11 protein-coding genes and 1 pseudogene are annotated in these 15,995 nt (G+C 72.1%); 10 read left to right on the top strand and 2 right to left on the bottom strand.

Annotation, left to right across the window (positions count from 1 at the left end; genetic code table 11):
• Positions 1 to 2: 2 nt before the first annotated feature.
• Together ACIQM0_RS29105 and ACIQM0_RS29100 are read left to right on the top strand one after the other, a co-directional pair.
• Complete coding sequence (locus tag ACIQM0_RS29105) at positions 3 to 899, top strand: ADP-ribosylglycohydrolase family protein (protein WP_401292174.1); 897 nt, start codon at positions 3 to 5, stop codon at positions 897 to 899.
• A 234-nt stretch (positions 900 to 1,133) separates the two neighbouring features.
• On the top strand, positions 1,134 to 2,942 hold the full coding sequence (locus ACIQM0_RS29100) for a DUF4153 domain-containing protein (RefSeq protein WP_401292171.1): 1,809 nt from the start codon (positions 1,134 to 1,136) through the stop codon (positions 2,940 to 2,942).
• A gap of 114 nt (positions 2,943 to 3,056) precedes the next feature.
• Here ACIQM0_RS29100 and ACIQM0_RS29095 read toward each other — a convergent pair.
• A pseudogene (locus ACIQM0_RS29095) lies at positions 3,057 to 3,708 on the bottom strand (MFS transporter); the annotation flags it as partial.
• Positions 3,709 to 3,889: 181 nt separating this feature from the next.
• On the opposite strand from ACIQM0_RS29095, the gene ACIQM0_RS29090 reads away from it, so the two are divergent.
• Both ACIQM0_RS29090 and ACIQM0_RS29085 read left to right on the top strand, forming a co-directional pair.
• Complete coding sequence (locus tag ACIQM0_RS29090; protein ID WP_363026065.1) at positions 3,890 to 4,600, top strand: ribonuclease HII; 711 nt, start codon at positions 3,890 to 3,892, stop codon at positions 4,598 to 4,600.
• 60 nt (positions 4,601 to 4,660) lie between these two features.
• On the top strand, positions 4,661 to 5,281 hold the full coding sequence (locus tag ACIQM0_RS29085; RefSeq protein WP_401292169.1) for a hypothetical protein: 621 nt from the start codon (positions 4,661 to 4,663) through the stop codon (positions 5,279 to 5,281).
• Between the two features lie 65 nt (positions 5,282 to 5,346).
• Here the strand turns inward: ACIQM0_RS29085 and ACIQM0_RS29080 are convergent, their stop codons facing one another.
• Complete coding sequence (locus ACIQM0_RS29080; RefSeq protein WP_401292168.1) at positions 5,347 to 5,976, bottom strand: hypothetical protein; 630 nt, start codon at positions 5,974 to 5,976, stop codon at positions 5,347 to 5,349.
• Between the two features lie 413 nt (positions 5,977 to 6,389).
• On the opposite strand from ACIQM0_RS29080, the gene ACIQM0_RS29075 reads away from it, so the two are divergent.
• The 6 genes from ACIQM0_RS29075 (at position 6,390) to ACIQM0_RS29050 (ending at position 15,903) form a co-directional block, all read left to right on the top strand.
• A complete protein-coding gene (locus ACIQM0_RS29075) occupies positions 6,390 to 8,549 on the top strand; it encodes a RecQ family ATP-dependent DNA helicase (protein ID WP_401292166.1) in 2,160 nt (719 codons plus the stop codon).
• Between the two features lie 193 nt (positions 8,550 to 8,742).
• Positions 8,743 to 10,044 carry a DUF4192 domain-containing protein gene (locus ACIQM0_RS29070; RefSeq protein WP_401292163.1) on the top strand — a complete coding sequence of 434 codons (1,302 nt, stop codon included), beginning with the start codon at positions 8,743 to 8,745 and terminating at the stop codon, positions 10,042 to 10,044.
• A 108-nt stretch (positions 10,045 to 10,152) separates the two neighbouring features.
• Positions 10,153 to 10,917, top strand: a complete 765-nt coding sequence (locus tag ACIQM0_RS29065; RefSeq protein ID WP_363026057.1) for an NUDIX domain-containing protein — start codon at positions 10,153 to 10,155, stop codon at positions 10,915 to 10,917.
• Between the two features lie 214 nt (positions 10,918 to 11,131).
• On the top strand, positions 11,132 to 12,985 hold the full coding sequence (locus ACIQM0_RS29060) for an ATP-binding cassette domain-containing protein (RefSeq protein ID WP_401292160.1): 1,854 nt from the start codon (positions 11,132 to 11,134) through the stop codon (positions 12,983 to 12,985).
• A 181-nt stretch (positions 12,986 to 13,166) separates the two neighbouring features.
• Entirely contained in the window at positions 13,167 to 14,033 is an 867-nt protein-coding gene (locus ACIQM0_RS29055; protein ID WP_401292293.1) for a FadR/GntR family transcriptional regulator, read from the top strand.
• 322 nt (positions 14,034 to 14,355) lie between these two features.
• Positions 14,356 to 15,903 (top strand): RNA polymerase sigma factor, encoded by a 1,548-nt coding sequence (locus tag ACIQM0_RS29050; RefSeq protein ID WP_401292157.1) that lies wholly within the window; start codon positions 14,356 to 14,358, stop codon positions 15,901 to 15,903.
• Positions 15,904 to 15,995: the final 92 nt, after the last annotated feature.

Raw genomic sequence — 15,995 nt, 5'->3', positions numbered from 1 at the left:
AGATGACCCATTCCGCTTCCGACCAGCGCTTCGAACGCGCCCTTGCCAGCTTGCGCGGCCTCTCCGTGGGAGACGCCCTGGGCTCCCAGTTCTTTGTGCCCGCCAACTATCCGCTGCTGAAGGACCGCTCCCTGCCCCCGGGACCCTGGCAGTGGACCGACGACACGGAAATGGCCTGTTCGGTCCTGTCCGTGCTCCGGGAGCACGACCGTGTCGACCAGGACGCGCTCGCCCGCTCCTTCGCGGTGCACCACGATTTCGACCGGGGATACGGCCCTGCGGTGAACCGCCTGCTCAGGCTGGTCCGGGAGGGCGGGGACTGGCGGGAGCTGGCCTCCGCGCTGTTCAACGGCCAGGGTTCGTGGGGCAACGGCTCGTCGATGCGCATCGCACCGCTCGGTGCCTGGTACGCGGACGACCCGGAGCAGGCCACGCACCAGGCCGAGATCTCCTCGTACCCGACCCACCAGCACCGGGAAGCCGTCGTGGGCGCGATGGCCGTGGCGGCGGCCGCCTCGCTCGCGGCGTCGCCCACCGGCCCGCCGAAGCCGGCGGACCTCCTCGATGGAGTCATCGCGCTCGTACCGCGCAGCGCGGTCGGTGCCGGACTGCGCCGCGCCCGCGACATGCTCGACTACAGCGACGCCGGCACGGTCGCCGCGGTCCTCGGCAACGGCCGTCGGACCAGCGCGCACGACACCGTCCCGTTCGCGCTCTGGTCCGCGGCCCGCAGCCTCGGCGACTTCGAGCAGGCCTTCTGGGTGACCGCGCAGGCAGGCGGAGACGTCGACACCACCTGCGCGATCGTCGGCGGAGTGGTCGCGGCGGGCACGGCGGGAGCGCCACCGGCGGAGTGGACGGCCAAGACGGAGCAGCTCCCCGACTGGCTCGCCCGCTGAGGGCTGCCCCACCGGGAAACGTGGCGAAAGCCGCGTCGAAGGCGGCACGCCGTACCGGAGTGTCACGGTACTGCCACAGCGCTTCCGCGCTCGGCCGACGCCGGTAACGCGGGGTTACTCTTTCGGCCACGCCGCCCTCGGTGATCATTACGACGGGCGCGCACCGAATGAGACGCCGGGGGGCCGCGCGCTGCCCAGGGCTCGCGTGGGCGGACCTCGGTGGGGAGGGGTCCCATGTCCGATCACAGATCAGAGTCACCCCGGCCTGAGCACGCGCCGGGGCCGCCGGAGCAGGCGGATCCGCCCGGAGCGGCCGAGGCCCGTACGCCCGAGCCGGCCCAGGTGCGGATGTCCAAGCCCGTGCGGATGCCCGCGCAGTCCGGTACGCCGGAGCCCGCCGTCCCGGACGAGCGCGGCACCGTGCCGGAGCCTCCGAAGGTGCCCGCACACGCGCAGCGGGCGCATCCGCAGCAGCCGCCCGCTCCCGGAGGGCCCACCGCCGAGCGGACGCCCTCGGAGCTCACGCGGATCCGCCCCACGGAGCCGGGGGGCATCCCTGCGGCCACGCTCTGGTCCGTCCTGGCCACCGCACTGCTCAGTGCCCTGCTGCTCGGTGACGGGATCGGCCCGAACCTGCTCGTCGTGGCGGTGCCCGCGGCACTCGCGGCGTACTTCGCCGCACGGGCGGCCGGCCGCCGGCTGCGCCCGTGGACCGCGGTCTGGGCGGTCGGCGGCCTCTCGCTCCTGATCGTCCCGGCACTCCGCGACGCCGGCTGGCCGGTCTTCCTCGCCATCGTGTCCGCCGTGGCGGTGGGCTCACTCGCGCTGCACGGCAGCCGGGGCTGGCTCGGGATCTTCCTCGGCTCGCTGGGGCTCCTGACGTCCGTCGCCGGATCGCTGGGCTGGGGCGCCCACGGCGTACGCGACCGGATGGCCGGCTCCCGGGGCCGCTGGGGCGTCGCGTTCCGCTCCACGGCCGCGGCGGTCGTGCTGCTCATCGTGTTCGGGGCGCTCTTCGCGAGCGCCGATGCCGCGTTCGCCGATGTGCTCGGCAGCCTGATCCCCGACATTTCGGTCGGCGAGGGCCCGTGGCGGCTGTTCCTCGGCGCGATCGGGCTCGTGGGCGCGCTCGCCGCCGCGTACACCGCCGCCGCACCGGTGGGCTGGGACGCGCTGGCCGTGCCTCCCGGCCCGGCACGCGGGCGGCTGGAGTGGGCCCTGCCGCTGATCGTCCTGAACCTGCTTTTCGCCGTCTTCCTCGCCATCCAGCTCACGGTGCTGCTCGGCGGGTACGGCAAGGTGATGACCGAATCCGGTCTCAGTGACCAGTACGCCCAGTACGCCCGTGAGGGCTTCTGGCAACTGCTCTGGGCCACCCTGCTCACGCTGGGCGTCATCGCGCTCGCGCTGCGCTGGGCACCTCGCGGCGGAGCACGCGACCGTACGCTCGTGCGGGCCGTGCTCGGCACGCTGTGCCTGCTGACCCTCGTCGTCGTCGCCTCCGCACTGCGGCGCATGGACCTGTACGTCGATGCCTACGGTCTGACCCGGCTGCGCATCTCCGTGGCGGCGGTGGAGCTCTGGCTGGGCGTGGTCCTCGTACTGATCATGGCGGCCGGGGTGTTCGGCGCCAAGCTGCTCCCGCGCGCCGTCGCGGCGAGCGCCGCCCTCGGGGTGCTGGCCTTCGGGCTGGTCTCGCCGGACGCCCTGATCGCGGAACAGAACGTCCACCGCTACCGCCAGGGCCACTCGATCGACATCCAGTACCTCCGCGGCCTCTCCGCCGACGCGGTGCCCGCCCTGGACACCCTGAGCGAGCCGCTGCGCTCCTGCGCCCTTGAGGAGATCCAGCGGACGCTCAGGAACTCGGACACGCCTTGGTACGCGACGAGTTGGGGCGAGGCGCGGGCCCGGGACATTCTCGGTGACTGGGACCCCGGTGCGCTGGTGCGGAACTGCCGGGGCGTGGGGTCGGGCGATGAGGAGAGCGGCCGAGGCGGCGGCGGTGGAGGCGACTCGTACGATCCGTACGACCCGTACTGATCCGATGCGGGCCTGTCCGGCGGATCGGAGCCGGACAGGCCCCTTCCGCACGGCATCCATACGGAGGGACGGACGGGGCCCGTGCTTCCCTCCGCCCCTCCGGCCGGCTGCGCGTCACACGGCCGGTCCTCCCGCCGACGCCTTGCCGCTCAGCGCGTCCAGATCGCTCTTGCGCACCCGGATCACCAGCGCCGCGGTCAGCAGGGCGAGAGCCGCCATGGCCACCGCCGCGATGAACGCGCTGGAGATGCCGTGGGCGAGCACCTCGTGCCCCCGGCATCCCGGCGGTTCCCGGCTCCTGGCGAACTCCGCCTTCTGTTCGGGCGACGCCTTCGCCAGGAACTGCGGAACCTGCTTCTCCGCCTCGTTGCGGCTCGCCGTGCCGAAGACCGTGACCAGGATCGAGAGCCCCAGTGAACCGCCCACCTGCTGGCTCGCGTTGAGCAGGCTGGACGCCGCCCCCCGCCTCGTGCTGGGCGACGCCGGAGACCGCGGTGAGGGTGAGCGTCACGAAGTTCAGCCCCATGCCGACGCCGAAGAGCAGCATCGGTCCCAGCACCCCCGAAAGATACGAGCTGTCGGAGGATATGAGCGTGAGCCAGCCGAGACCCACACCGGTGAGCGCCGAGCCGGTGACCATGAAGGGCTTCGGTCCGAGCACCGGGAGGAGCCGCTGCGAGAGGCCGGCCCCGACGGCGATCGCGACGGCTACGGGCAGGAACGCCAGGCCCGATTCGATCGGACTGTGGGCCAGCACGTTCTGCAGGGCGTCGAGGTCAGGGCGCCCCAAGTGGTGCGCCGTGGGGTCGACCGGGGTCCGCCGTCAGGTACCCCTCCCGGCGGCGGCGTCGTGATCCGTCCCGGGGCACGGTACCGGACGGCGGCGGCGGCCGGCAGGTGCCCCGGGGTGTTCTCGGCGGCCGCATCGGCGTACGCTTGCTGGCGCCATGCCGTATGAACCACCCACGCACACCGTCGAGCGCTCACTGCGCGCCACCACCGGTGCCAGGACCGTCGCCGGTGTCGACGAGGTCGGGCGCGGAGCGTGGGCGGGTCCGGTCACCGTGTGTGCCGCCGTCACCGGTCTCCGTAAGCCGCCCGCGGGACTCACCGACTCCAAACTGATCAGCCCCAAGCGCCGCGCCGAACTCGCGCCGCTCCTGGAGCGATGGGTCACCGCGTACGGTCTCGGCGACGCCTCGCCGCAGGAGATCGACGAGCTCGGGATGACCGCCGCTCTCCGGCTCGCGGCCGTCCGCGCCCTGGAGGCGCTGCCGGTACGTCCGGACGCGGTGATCCTCGACGGCAAGCACGACTACCTGGGCCCGCCCTGGCAGGTCCGTACCGTCATCAAGGGCGACCAGTCCTGCGTGGCGGTCGCGGCGGCCTCGGTGATCGCGAAGGTCCGCAGGGACACGGTGATGGCCCAACTCGGCGCGGAATCCGGTGAGTACGAGGACTTCGCGTTCGGCGCCAACGCCGGCTATCCGTCCCCCGTGCACAGGGCCGCACTGGAGGAGCGGGGCCCCACGGCCCACCACCGCCTCTCGTGGTCCTACCTCGACGCGCTGCCCAGGTGGCAGCACCTCAAGAAGGTCCGCTTCTCCGCCGAGGCGGCCGCACTGGAAAGCGGGGGCCAGCTCGGCTTCGACTTCTGATCGCACACACGTACCCACCCGCTGATGTCTTGTGCGTCGGCGTTTGATAGACAATCACCCATGCCTCTCATCCCCGAGGAGCCTCAGATTCACGAGAGCGCCCAGGGTCCCCGCGCGACTTCGGCCACCGGCCGCACCGCGTCGACCCCTCGTCCCGTACCCGGTCCGCGTACAGCGGCCACGCCGCGCCCCGGTCGTCCGGTTCCCGGCCCCGCGAGGCCGACGCCCCCGGCGCCGCGCCCGCACCCCACCTCCGGCCGGCCCCAGGCCGCTCCGCCGGAGAATCGTTCCTCGCCGCAGCTCCAGCTGATCCCCGCCTCGGCCGACGGTGCGCTTGCCGCCGCCGACGAGGCGGTGGACCTGCTGCTTGACTCCGGTCGGGCACCCGGCGACATCCTGGTGCTCACCACGGGCGAGCAGCACCCGTGGGCGACGCACGAGCTGTCCTTCGGTGAGGACGCCTACTGGGCCCAACACGAAGCCGGCGACGACGTGTTCTTCGCCGGAGCCGCGGCCGCGGACCGGGTGAAGCCCCGGCCGGTGGTGATCATCGCGGTCAACGGTGCCGTGGACGACGCCGCCACCCGCGCGCTGTCCACCGCACAGCGGAACGCCGGAGCCCTGCTGATCGTCTGCGGTGACCCACAGCCGGTCAACGCGGTGCTCGGCGCGGGCGTCTGACCGCAGCGCGAGCCGGCCTGTGGTGACCCGGCTGCCCCGAGGGGCGGCCGGGCCCACGACCGGGGTCAGCGTGCCGCGCTGCGGTGCAGAGCCTGGGCCGCCCCGCCGCCGGTGCGCGACGGGGCCGGATCCTGGGCCTGCGCGGTGTCGGCGAGAGCGGCCGGCTGCGAGGTGGAACCGGGGCGACGGCCGCCCCGGCCCTCGCCCAGCACCTGCCAGCCGCCGCGGGTCAGCGTGATGTACGCGCCGCACCGCAGGCCGTGCAGGGTGCAGGCGTCCCGCAGCCCCCACATCCACGCCCCGTCCTCCTCCGTCCAGCGCTCGTCGCCCTCGCGGCAGTAGAGCAGCACCGCGGTACGGACAGGGGTGCGGCGGCGGAGATCGTGCGGGATGACCCGGCGCAGATGCGCCAGCAGTGAGTTACGGAATTCCCAGCCGTCCGCCGTCACCGAGCGGCGGGCGAACGAGGCGCTGGCCGTCAGGCGTTCCTCGTGATCGAGTACGGCGACGACGGCGGTCGCCGGAGTCGGCCGGTGCCTGGCGTGCAGGCCGCTGACGACCTCGCGCGGGTTGCGCAGCAGCGGTATCCCCGCCGCGGCCCACTCGGCCGGTTCGAGTATCCGGGCGAGGCGGTTTGCGGAGTCGGCGGCTGCCGACATCGAAGTGGCTGCGGACGGAGCGAATCCGAAGGTCACGGTCCTCCCTTCGCATACGCGCCCACGATGCGGGCAGGGTCGGGTGAGGGCGCGCCGCGGCACAGCCCTTCCGGGCCGCGAAAGAAACTGTGCGGGGAGCGAGCCCAATTCTTCCTGGCGTATCGGCAGGCGGCAACGAGCAATTGGCGCAGCTGACGGTAATCAGCTGGAATGACACGGATATCCCTGCCCAATCGGGCCCCGGATGACGCCATCTGTCCCGCCTGAACAGCGAGGACCAGCGGAAACACGGCGTCCCTCCGACCTGCCGCAGCTCGGGCCGTCATGGCTCTGACGCTCGCTGTTCCGGGGCCGCCGGGGATCGCGGTGCGCCTGTACGTGCGCGGCTGGTGAGTTGGTTGTCACGCGGGGTGAAGTGGTCGATTGTCCGTGCCATCGGGTTGCATGGGGGCATGGACAACCTGGAGCTCCGTACTGAAGCCGACGCCATCCTCGCTGAGCTCGTCGGCGACCCCGGGGGGACGGCACGGCTGCGCGAGGATCAGTGGCAGGCGGTGGCCGCTCTGGTGCGGGAGCATCGCCGTGCGCTGGTCGTGCAGCGGACCGGGTGGGGCAAGTCGGCCGTCTATTTCGTGGCCACAGCCCTGTTGCGGCGGCGCGGCGCGGGCCCCACGGTGATCATTTCGCCGCTGCTGGCGCTGATGCGCAACCAGGTCGAGTCGGCGGCACGTGCCGGTATCCAGGCACGCACCATCAACTCGGCCAACCCGGAGGAGTGGGAAACGATCTACGGGGAAGTGGAGCGCGGCGAGACCGACGTTCTCCTCGTGAGCCCGGAACGTCTCAATTCTGTTGATTTCCGCGATCAGGTGCTGCCGAAGCTCGCGGCCACGACCGGCCTGCTGGTGGTCGACGAGGCGCACTGTATCTCCGACTGGGGGCACGACTTCCGGCCCGACTACCGTCGCCTGCGCACCATGCTCGCCGAGCTGCCGGAGGGCGTGCCGGTGCTTGCCACGACGGCGACCGCGAACGCCCGGGTGACAGCGGACGTGGCGGAGCAGTTGGGCACGGGGAGCGGGGACGCCCTGGTTCTGCGGGGGCCGCTGGACCGGGAGAGCCTTCGGCTGGGCGTGCTGGAGCTGCCGGACGCGGCGCACCGGCTGGCATGGCTGGGGGAGCGGCTGGGGGATTTCCAGGGCTCGGGGATCATCTACACGCTGACAGTGGCGGCGGCGGAGGAGGTGGCGGCATTCCTGCGGCAGTGCGGGTACCCGGTGGCCTCCTACACGGGGAAGACGGAGAACGCCGACCGGCTGCAGGCCGAGGAGGACCTGCTGGCGAACCGGGTGAAGGCGCTGGTGGCGACGTCCGCGCTGGGCATGGGGTTCGACAAGCCGGACCTGGGATTCGTGGTGCACCTCGGGTCGCCCTCCTCCCCGATCGCCTACTACCAGCAGGTCGGGCGCGCGGGGCGTGGCGTGGACCATGCCGATGTGCTCCTGCTTCCGGGCCGGGAGGACGAGGCGATCTGGGCGTACTTCGCCTCGGTGGGCTTCCCTCCCGAGGAGCAGGTGCGACGCACGCTCGACGTACTAGAGAACGCCGGCCGGCCGCTGTCGCTGCCGGCGCTGGAGCCGTTGGTGGAGCTCCGGCGCTCGCGGCTGGAGTCGATGCTGAAGGTCCTGGACGTGGACGGCGCGGTCAAGCGGGTGAAGGGCGGCTGGACGGCCACCGGGCAGCCGTGGACCTACGACGCGGAGCGGTACGCCTGGGTGGCACGCCAGCGGAAGGCCGAGCAGCAGGCCATGCGGGACTACGTGGCGACCACCGGGTGCCGGATGGAGTTCCTGCAGCGGCAGCTCGACGACGAGAAGGCAGCCCCCTGCGGTCGCTGCGACATCTGCGCAGGGCCCTGGCTCGACACCGCCGTCTCACCCGGCGCTCTTGCCGGAGCGGCCGGCGAGCTGGACCGCCCAGGGGTCGAGGTGGAGCCGCGCCGCATGTGGCCCACGGGCATGGCGGCGGTCGGAGTCGACCTCAAGGGCCGCATCCCCGCAGGCCAGCAGGCCGCCATGGGGCGGGCCCTCGGCAGGCTGTCGGACATCGGCTGGGGCAACCGCCTGCGCCCCCTGCTGACGGAGCAGGCACCGGACGGGCCGGTCCCGGACGACGTGCTGACCGCCGTCGTGACGGTGGTCGCCGACTGGGCCCGTTCACCGGGCGGCTGGGCCAGTGGCGCCGACGACGCGGTGGCGCGGCCGGTCGGCGTCGTCGCCATGCCCTCCCGCACCCGCCCGCGGCTGGTCTCCTCCGTGGCGGAGGGCCTGGCCCGCGTCGGCAGGCTCCCGCTGCTGGGCAGCCTGGCCTACACCCCGCAGGCCGACGAGTACGCGGGCCACCGCAGCAACTCCGCCCAGCGGCTCAGGGCGCTGGCCGCCTCGTTCACCGTGCCCGATGAACTCGCGGCAGCCCTGGCCGCCACCCCCGGCCCGGTCCTGCTCGTCGACGACTACACCGACTCGGGCTGGACCCTGGCCGTCGGCGCACGCCTCCTCCGCCAGAGCGGGGCCGACCAAGTGCTGCCCCTCGTTCTCGCACAAGCCGGATAGGCCGGATAGACGGACCCGGCACGGGCGGATTCGGCAGATCGACTCGACGGGGTGATCCGGCCGCTGCGGGGGCTCGTCGGGCACGTCTGAGCTGCTCTCGACCGGTGCGAAAGCATGACTGTCATGTGACTCTCTGTGGATAACTTATCCACAGGGGGTCGCGGATTTTCGCCAGGCACGAGACGGTCATGCCATGAACCAGCACCACGAATCCACCGGCCCGTCCGACGAGCAGCAGATCACCCTGCGAGGCCCGGCCGAGCTGGCCGATGCCCTCCCGTACCTCATGGGGTTCCATCCGAACGACAGCGTGGTCATGGTCGCCCTGCACGGTGGCCGGGGCCGCTTCGGCGGCCGGCTCAGGCTCGGCATTCCGCAGTCCGCGCAGGAGTGGCCGTCGGTTGCAGAGCAGCTCGCGGAGTGCCTGATCAAGGGGAGCGAGCGGCGCGGCGGCCGCCCCGACGCCATCGTCGTCTTCCTCTGCCAGGACCCGGCCGAGGGGGAGACCGGCGGCCAGGTCATGGAGCGTCTGCGGCCCTTCGCCCAGCGGCTGCGCACCGCCTGCGGCGCACTGGACGTGCCCGTGCTCGAAGCACTCTGTATCTCCGGCAGCCGCTACTGGTCCTACTGCTGCCCCGACGCCCGGTGCTGCCCGGTCGACGGCAATCCGCTGGCCGTGCCCGGCACCTCGGTGATGGCGGCGGCAGCGGCCTACGCGGGCATTCAAGTGCGGGGATCGCTGCGTGAGATGGAGGCGAGGCTGGCGCCCCTGACAGCCACGGCGGGTGCGGGGCAGCAGCAGGCGCTCGATTCCGCGGGGGCCACGCTGCTGCCGAAGCTCCTCGACGAGGAGGGCCGCAGGGAGGTCGGCGGCTCGACGGTGGAGCTCGCCCGGCGGCTCATGAAACGCCTTGGGGAGACTCCGGTGGTGATGCCCTCGCTCTGCGACCTCAACGATGACCGGCTGATCAGTCACGAGGAGGCCGCCGCGCTGATTCTCGGCCTTCAGGACCGGGAGACCCGCGACAGGGCCGCGGAATGGATGGAAGGGCCCGAGGCGGAGTCCGCGCTGAGGCTGTGGCGGGCGCTGGCGCGCCGTTGTGTCGCGCCGTACGAGGAGCACGCGGCGGCCCCGCTCACGCTGGCGGGCTGGGTCGCCTGGTCCACCGGGGACGAACCGGCCGCACGGGTCGCGCTGGGCCTCGCCCTGCGGCTCGATCCCGGATACACCTTCGCCCAGCTCCTGCACGAGGCGTGCAACCAGGGCCTCGATCCGGAGACGCTGCGGCGCTGCCTGCGCGGTGAGCGCACCACGCGTACGGTGCGGCGCGGCCACCGCACGGGCCTGGCCGCGGGGACCCCTTCCGTGCGGGCGCGGGCGGCCGGGCGGCGCGGGACACACCCGCGTACCGCCGGGCCCGGAGCGGCGACCGGCAGGCGCCGCGCCGGACAGCCGCGAACCCTGGGCCGCCGGGGGACCAGGACCCGCCGGTGAAAGGGGTCACGGCACGCGCCTCCGGCTTTGTACACCGATGGTGCGGGGACGGGTGAAGAGCGCGACGAAGGGAGTGTTTATCGTCAGGCAGACGACTATGATCACGACATGCCGCCCTACGACCCGTCGACCTTTCCGCCCTTCGCTGTCACCGTCGACCTGGTCGTGCTCACGGTGCGCCGTCATGCGCTCTGCGCGCTGGTGGTACGCCGAGGTGAGTCGCCGTTCCAGGGCAGGTGGGCGCTGCCCGGCGGCTTCGTCAGAGCCGATGAGGACCTCGGTGCCGCCGCGGCGCGTGAGCTCGTCGAGGAGACGGGGCTGTCAGCGCACGACCCGGCGGTCCCGGCCGTCGGGAACGGTGCCCATCTCGAACAGCTCGCCACCTACGGGGACCCCGGGCGCGATCCGCGGATGAGGGTCGTCAGCGTCGCCCACCTCGCGCTGGCCCCTGATCTGCCCGCTCCCCGGGCGGGCGGGGACGCGAACAGCGCGCGCTGGGCCCCCGTCGAGGACGTGCTCGGACCGGAGGGCGGGTACGGCCGCGACGGCGAGCACCGGGCGCCCTTGGCCTTCGACCACGCGCGGATCCTGGCCGACGGTGTGGAGCGGGCCCGCTCCAAGATCGAGTACTCCTCGCTGGCCACGGCCTTCTGCCCGCCGGCGTTCACGGTCGGGGAGCTGCGCAGGGTGTACGAAGCGGTGTGGGGTGTGGTGCTCGACCCGAGGAATTTCCACCGCAAGGTGACGGGCACTCCCGGCTTCCTGGTGCCCTCCGGCGGCACGACCACCAGACAGGGCGGCCGTCCGGCCCAGCTCTTCCGGTCGGGCGCGGCCACGGTGCTCAACCCGCCGATGCTCCGGCCCGAGGTCTGACCCCGCTTCGGCGGTCGCGTCGGCGTCAGTGCGGTGCGTCGGCTGCGTACTCGTACGTTGGATGCGCGCCCGGGGGGGCCGTAGCCGCCGCAGTTCTGCGCGGGCGAGGCCGCAGCGCCACGGATACGGCGCTGCACAAAAAGTCGTATATGTCGGGTTATCTTGCTGCGGTACCCACTGCCGTCGAGCGGTCTCACCTCCTGCGAGAGAAGCGATGCTCCAGGCCATCGGACTCACCAGCGCCCGCCACCGCGGTCTTCCGCCCGCCGTGGACGACCTCACGTTCGAAGCCGGCTCCGGCTGCGTCACCGCCCTTCTGGGCGCACCGGGCTCCGGCAAGACCGCAGCCCTGCGGCTGATGCTCGAACTCGACGCGGGCCGGGGGATCACCTACTTCCGGGGCAGAGCGCTGCACCGCGTCGCACACCCCGCCCGCGAAGTGGGGGTGCTGCTCGGGGACGTGCCGGGCCACCCGGTCCGCACCGCCAGGGGACAGCTCCGGATGCTCTGCGCCGCGGCGGGCGTACCGGCGTCCAGGGCCGACGAACTGCTCGACACCGTAGGCCTCGCCGGGCTCGGGGATCAGCGCATCGCCTCGCTCTCCCACGGCATGGACCGCAGGCTGGCCCTCGCCTGCGCGCTGCTCGGCGACCCGCACGCGCTCATCCTCGACGAACCCACGGAAGGGCTCGCCGCGCGGGAGGCCGACTGGCTGCACGGGGTGCTGCGGTCCCACGCCGCCCGGGGCGGCGTCGTGCTGTACACCACCAGTGATCCCAAGGAGGCCGCTCGGTCGGCGGGGCACGTGGTGTCCATCGACGGCGGACGGCTCGTCGCGGACCAGGACGTCGCCGACTTCGCACGCACCCGGCTCCGCCCCCGCGTCGCGGTCCGCACCCCGCACGCCGCCCGCCTCGCCGCGGTCGTCAGCCGCGAGGCACGGGCGGCCCGGCGCTCCGTCGAGGTGGTCACCGAGGCGAGCGGCAGCCGCCTCTCCGTCTACGGCAGCACCTGCGCGGAGATCGGCGACACGGCGTTCCGGCACGGGCTTCCCGTTCACCAGCTCGCCGACGAGATCGGCGAGGTCGGCGACACCCGCCCGGTCGCCGACCGCGCGGCTCCCGGAGGTGTCACCCCCGAGACCAGTACCGACACGACCGGTACTGACGGGGCCGGTGGCCAGGGGGCAGGGGCCGACGAGGCAGGAGCCAGGCGGGCGGGGGCCGCGTCCGCACCGCGACCGGCCGGGTGTGCGGACGGGCCCGAGCTTCCGCCGCCGATCAAGCGGCGTCCCGCCCGCGGTCCGCTGCGCCCGGTGCGTTACGAACTGCGCCGCCTCTTCGGGGTCAGGACCACGACCCTGATCATGGCCGTCGCCCTGGTCGCCTCGGCCGGAATCTCCCTACTGCTCGCCCGCGACGGCCGCACGCCCCTGCCGAACGTGCTCGCCGCCTGGCCGTCCCTGCTCCCGCTGCCGCCCGCCGCGCTCTGTGCCGGGCTGCTCGGGGCGCTCTCCTCCGGTGACGAGTTCCGCTACCCCGCGCTCGCCGCCGGCCGCGGCACCGTACCCCGCCGCCTGGGGCTGCTCCTCGCGAAGCTGGCGGTGTCCGCGGGCGTCGCCCTGCTGCTCGCCCTGCTCGTCGTGCTGGCCTCCGCGATGTCTCTTCGCCTCGTGTACGGCGGTGACTTGATCCGGATCCCGCCGAATGCGATGTCGCTGGCCGTGAGTTGGTCCGGCCTGACCGTCGGCTGCGCCTGGGCCGGACTACTGGCCGCCGGGGTGTTCCGGGTGACGGCGGCGGGTGTGGCCGCGGTGCTCGCCGTCCCGGTGCTGATGGTTCCGCTCGTCCAGTGGATGCCGAAGGCTCCGACCGCCCGTTCGATGAGCGGGCTCCCGGCCCGGCTGCGGGACCTGGCCTGGCTGCGGTGGCCGCACGAGACGGACCGGTGGGCGCTGGCCGCGATGCGGGTCGTGGCGCACCCCGTGGGGACCGCATTGACCCTGTCGTTGTCGGTCCTCATCTGCGCGTATCTGTTCACGAGCCTTCGCGGCAGGGTGCGTTGGTGATCGCAGGATGGCGCCGGAACGTCAAAAGTCCCACAACTCCATTGGGAATGCCCTATTTGTACCGATAAGGCGTCAATTGGGAAGCGGGTACCGATCACCCTTTCGTGTGCTTTTCACCAAAGACCTCAAGGGGCGGCTGAGCCGCGCCGACAAAGGATGCGTGAGTACCCTTGCGCACACCATGATGACCGCCGCCCGCACTGCCGACTCCGGCCTCGCCGGCTCGGGCGAACTAGACCGATACCCCTATGCGGAGGCACCGGCCGGCGAGCGTGCCGCCCTTCGTTCCTGGGGCGGTCCCGACAACGAGCTCGGCAGGGTGGGCCGACGGGGATCGGCCAGTCGTGGCCGAGGCCTGCACGGCCAACTTGTCCAGCAGCTCGGACAGATGATCGTTTCCGGGGATCTGGGCGCGGACCGCCCCCTGGTGCCGGAGGAGATCGGTCAGCGTTTCGAGGTCTCGCGCACCGTCGTGCGGGAGTCGCTGCGCGTGCTGGAGGCGAAGGGGCTGGTCAGCGCCCGGCCCAATGTGGGTACCCGGGTCAGGCCCGTCAGTGACTGGAACCTGCTCGACCCCGACATCATCGAATGGCGCGCCTTCGGCCCGCAGCGCGACGACCAGCGCCGCGAGCTGAGCGAGCTCCGGTGGACGATCGAGCCGCTCGCCGCCAGCCTCGCCGCGGGCCACGGCCGTGAGGATCTTCAGCAGCGCCTCGCCGACATGGTCGAGATCATGGGGCACGCGCTCGGGCAGGGTGACGTGATCACCTGCGCTCGGGCCGACGCGGAGTTCCACGCCCTGCTCATCCAGGCCGCGGGCAACCGCATGCTGGAGCACCTCTCCGGCATCGTTTCCGCCGCCCTGCACGTATCGGGTGGTCCGGTGACCGGTTGTGACCGCCCCAATGAGGCGTCGCTCGGCCACCACGCGCGGATCGTCGAAGCCCTCGCGTCCGGCGACTCCGCGGGCGCCGAGACGGCCATGCGCCAGCTGCTCGCGGTCCCCCTCGATGCGGAGCGGGTGGTGCCGGCGCCGCGCGAGCACTGAGCGCGGCGCGGGCAGGGCGTACGAGCCAGGTGTCGCCGGACCCCCGTGGTCCGGCGGCACAATTGTGGGGGGATGTTGCCCCTGGTCGCGTTCGTCGGAAATGGGGTGTGACTCGGGCCACGCGGATTGGGCGTAACACTCCTCGAAACAGCGCGATGACTTAAGAGGTGACCGCCGCGGAAGGAATACAGCAGCCGTTCAGTGCGCTGTGCAGTTCCGAGGCATAGCCCGCGCCGTCGGCACACTCCCAGCCGACGGTCGTCGGTTCAGCCCTCTCCTGGGCCGGACCGGAAGCCGTTTCCATCGTTCCGAGAGGTTGTTCGTGTCGGCCAGCACATCCCGTACGCTCCCGCCGGAGATCGCCGAGTCCGAATCTGTGATGGCGCTCATCGAGCGGGGAAAGGCTGATGGGCAGATCGCCGGCGATGACGTGCGTCGGGCCTTCGAGGCTGACCAGATTCCGCCAACCCAGTGGAAGAATGTTCTGCGCAGCCTCAACCAGATCCTCGAGGAAGAGGGTGTGACGCTGATGGTCAGTGCCGCGGAGCCGTCCAAGCGCGCCCGCAAGAGCGTCGCAGCGAAGAGCCCGGTCAAGCGCACCGCCACCAAGTCTGTCGCGGCCAAGACGACCGTGACGCGTACCGTCGCGGCCACCGCCGCCCCGTCGGCCGAGACCGTGGACGTGGCGGCCGATGACGCCACCGCGGCCGCCCCTGCGAAGAAGGCGGCAGCCAAGAAGACGGCTGCCAAGAAGACCGCCGTGAAGAAGACGGCGGCCAAGAAGACCGCGACGAAGAAGGCCGGCAAGCAGGACGACGATGCCCTCGACGGCGACGACGCCGCCGAGGAAGTCAAGGCCGGCAAGGGTGACGAGGAGGAGGGCGAGGGCGAGAACAAGGGCTTCGTCCTCTCCGACGACGACGAGGACGACGCACCTGCGCAGCAGGTCGCCGTCGCCGGCGCCACGGCCGACCCGGTCAAGGACTACCTGAAGCAGATCGGCAAGGTCCCGCTCCTCAACGCCGAGCAGGAGGTCGAGCTCGCCAAGCGCATCGAGGCGGGCCTGTTCGCCGAGGACAAGCTGGCGAACTCCGACAAGCTCGCGCCGAAGCTCAAGCGCGAGCTGGAGATCATCGCCGAGGACGGCCGTCGCGCCAAGAACCACCTGCTGGAGGCCAACCTCCGTCTCGTGGTCTCGCTGGCCAAGCGGTACACCGGCCGCGGCATGCTCTTCCTGGACCTGATCCAGGAGGGCAACCTCGGTCTGATCCGCGCGGTCGAGAAGTTCGACTACACCAAGGGCTACAAGTTCTCCACGTACGCCACCTGGTGGATCCGTCAGGCGATCACCCGCGCCATGGCGGACCAGGCCCGCACCATTCGTATCCCGGTGCACATGGTCGAGGTCATCAACAAGCTCGCGCGGGTGCAGCGCCAGATGCTCCAGGACCTGGGCCGCGAGCCCACCCCGGAGGAGCTGGCCAAGGAACTCGACATGACCCCCGAGAAGGTCATCGAGGTCCAGAAGTACGGCCGCGAGCCGATCTCCCTGCACACCCCGCTGGGTGAGGACGGGGACAGCGAGTTCGGTGACCTGATCGAGGACTCCGAGGCGGTCGTTCCGGCCGACGCGGTCAGCTTCACGCTCCTCCAGGAGCAGCTGCACTCGGTGCTCGACACCCTCTCCGAGCGTGAGGCCGGCGTGGTCTCCATGCGCTTCGGTCTCACTGACGGACAGCCGAAGACGCTCGACGAGATCGGCAAGGTCTACGGCGTGACGCGTGAGCGCATCCGTCAGATCGAGTCCAAGACCATGTCGAAGCTGCGCCACCCGTCGCGTTCGCAGGTGCTGCGCGACTACCTCGACTAGGTCGCAGGCGAGTACACGGAACGAGGGCCCGCATCCCCCTGGGACGCGGGCCCTCGGCCTGTGCTGGGGTGCGGATCGGCGTCGGTGGAATG

It is taken from the genome of Streptomyces sp. NPDC091387 (assembly GCF_044756945.1).
In the GTDB taxonomy this organism is placed as follows: Bacteria; Actinomycetota; Actinomycetes; order Streptomycetales; family Streptomycetaceae; genus Streptomyces.
Note: the sequence above shows the minus strand (reverse complement) of the source record. Positions and strands in the feature narration are given on the sequence as shown.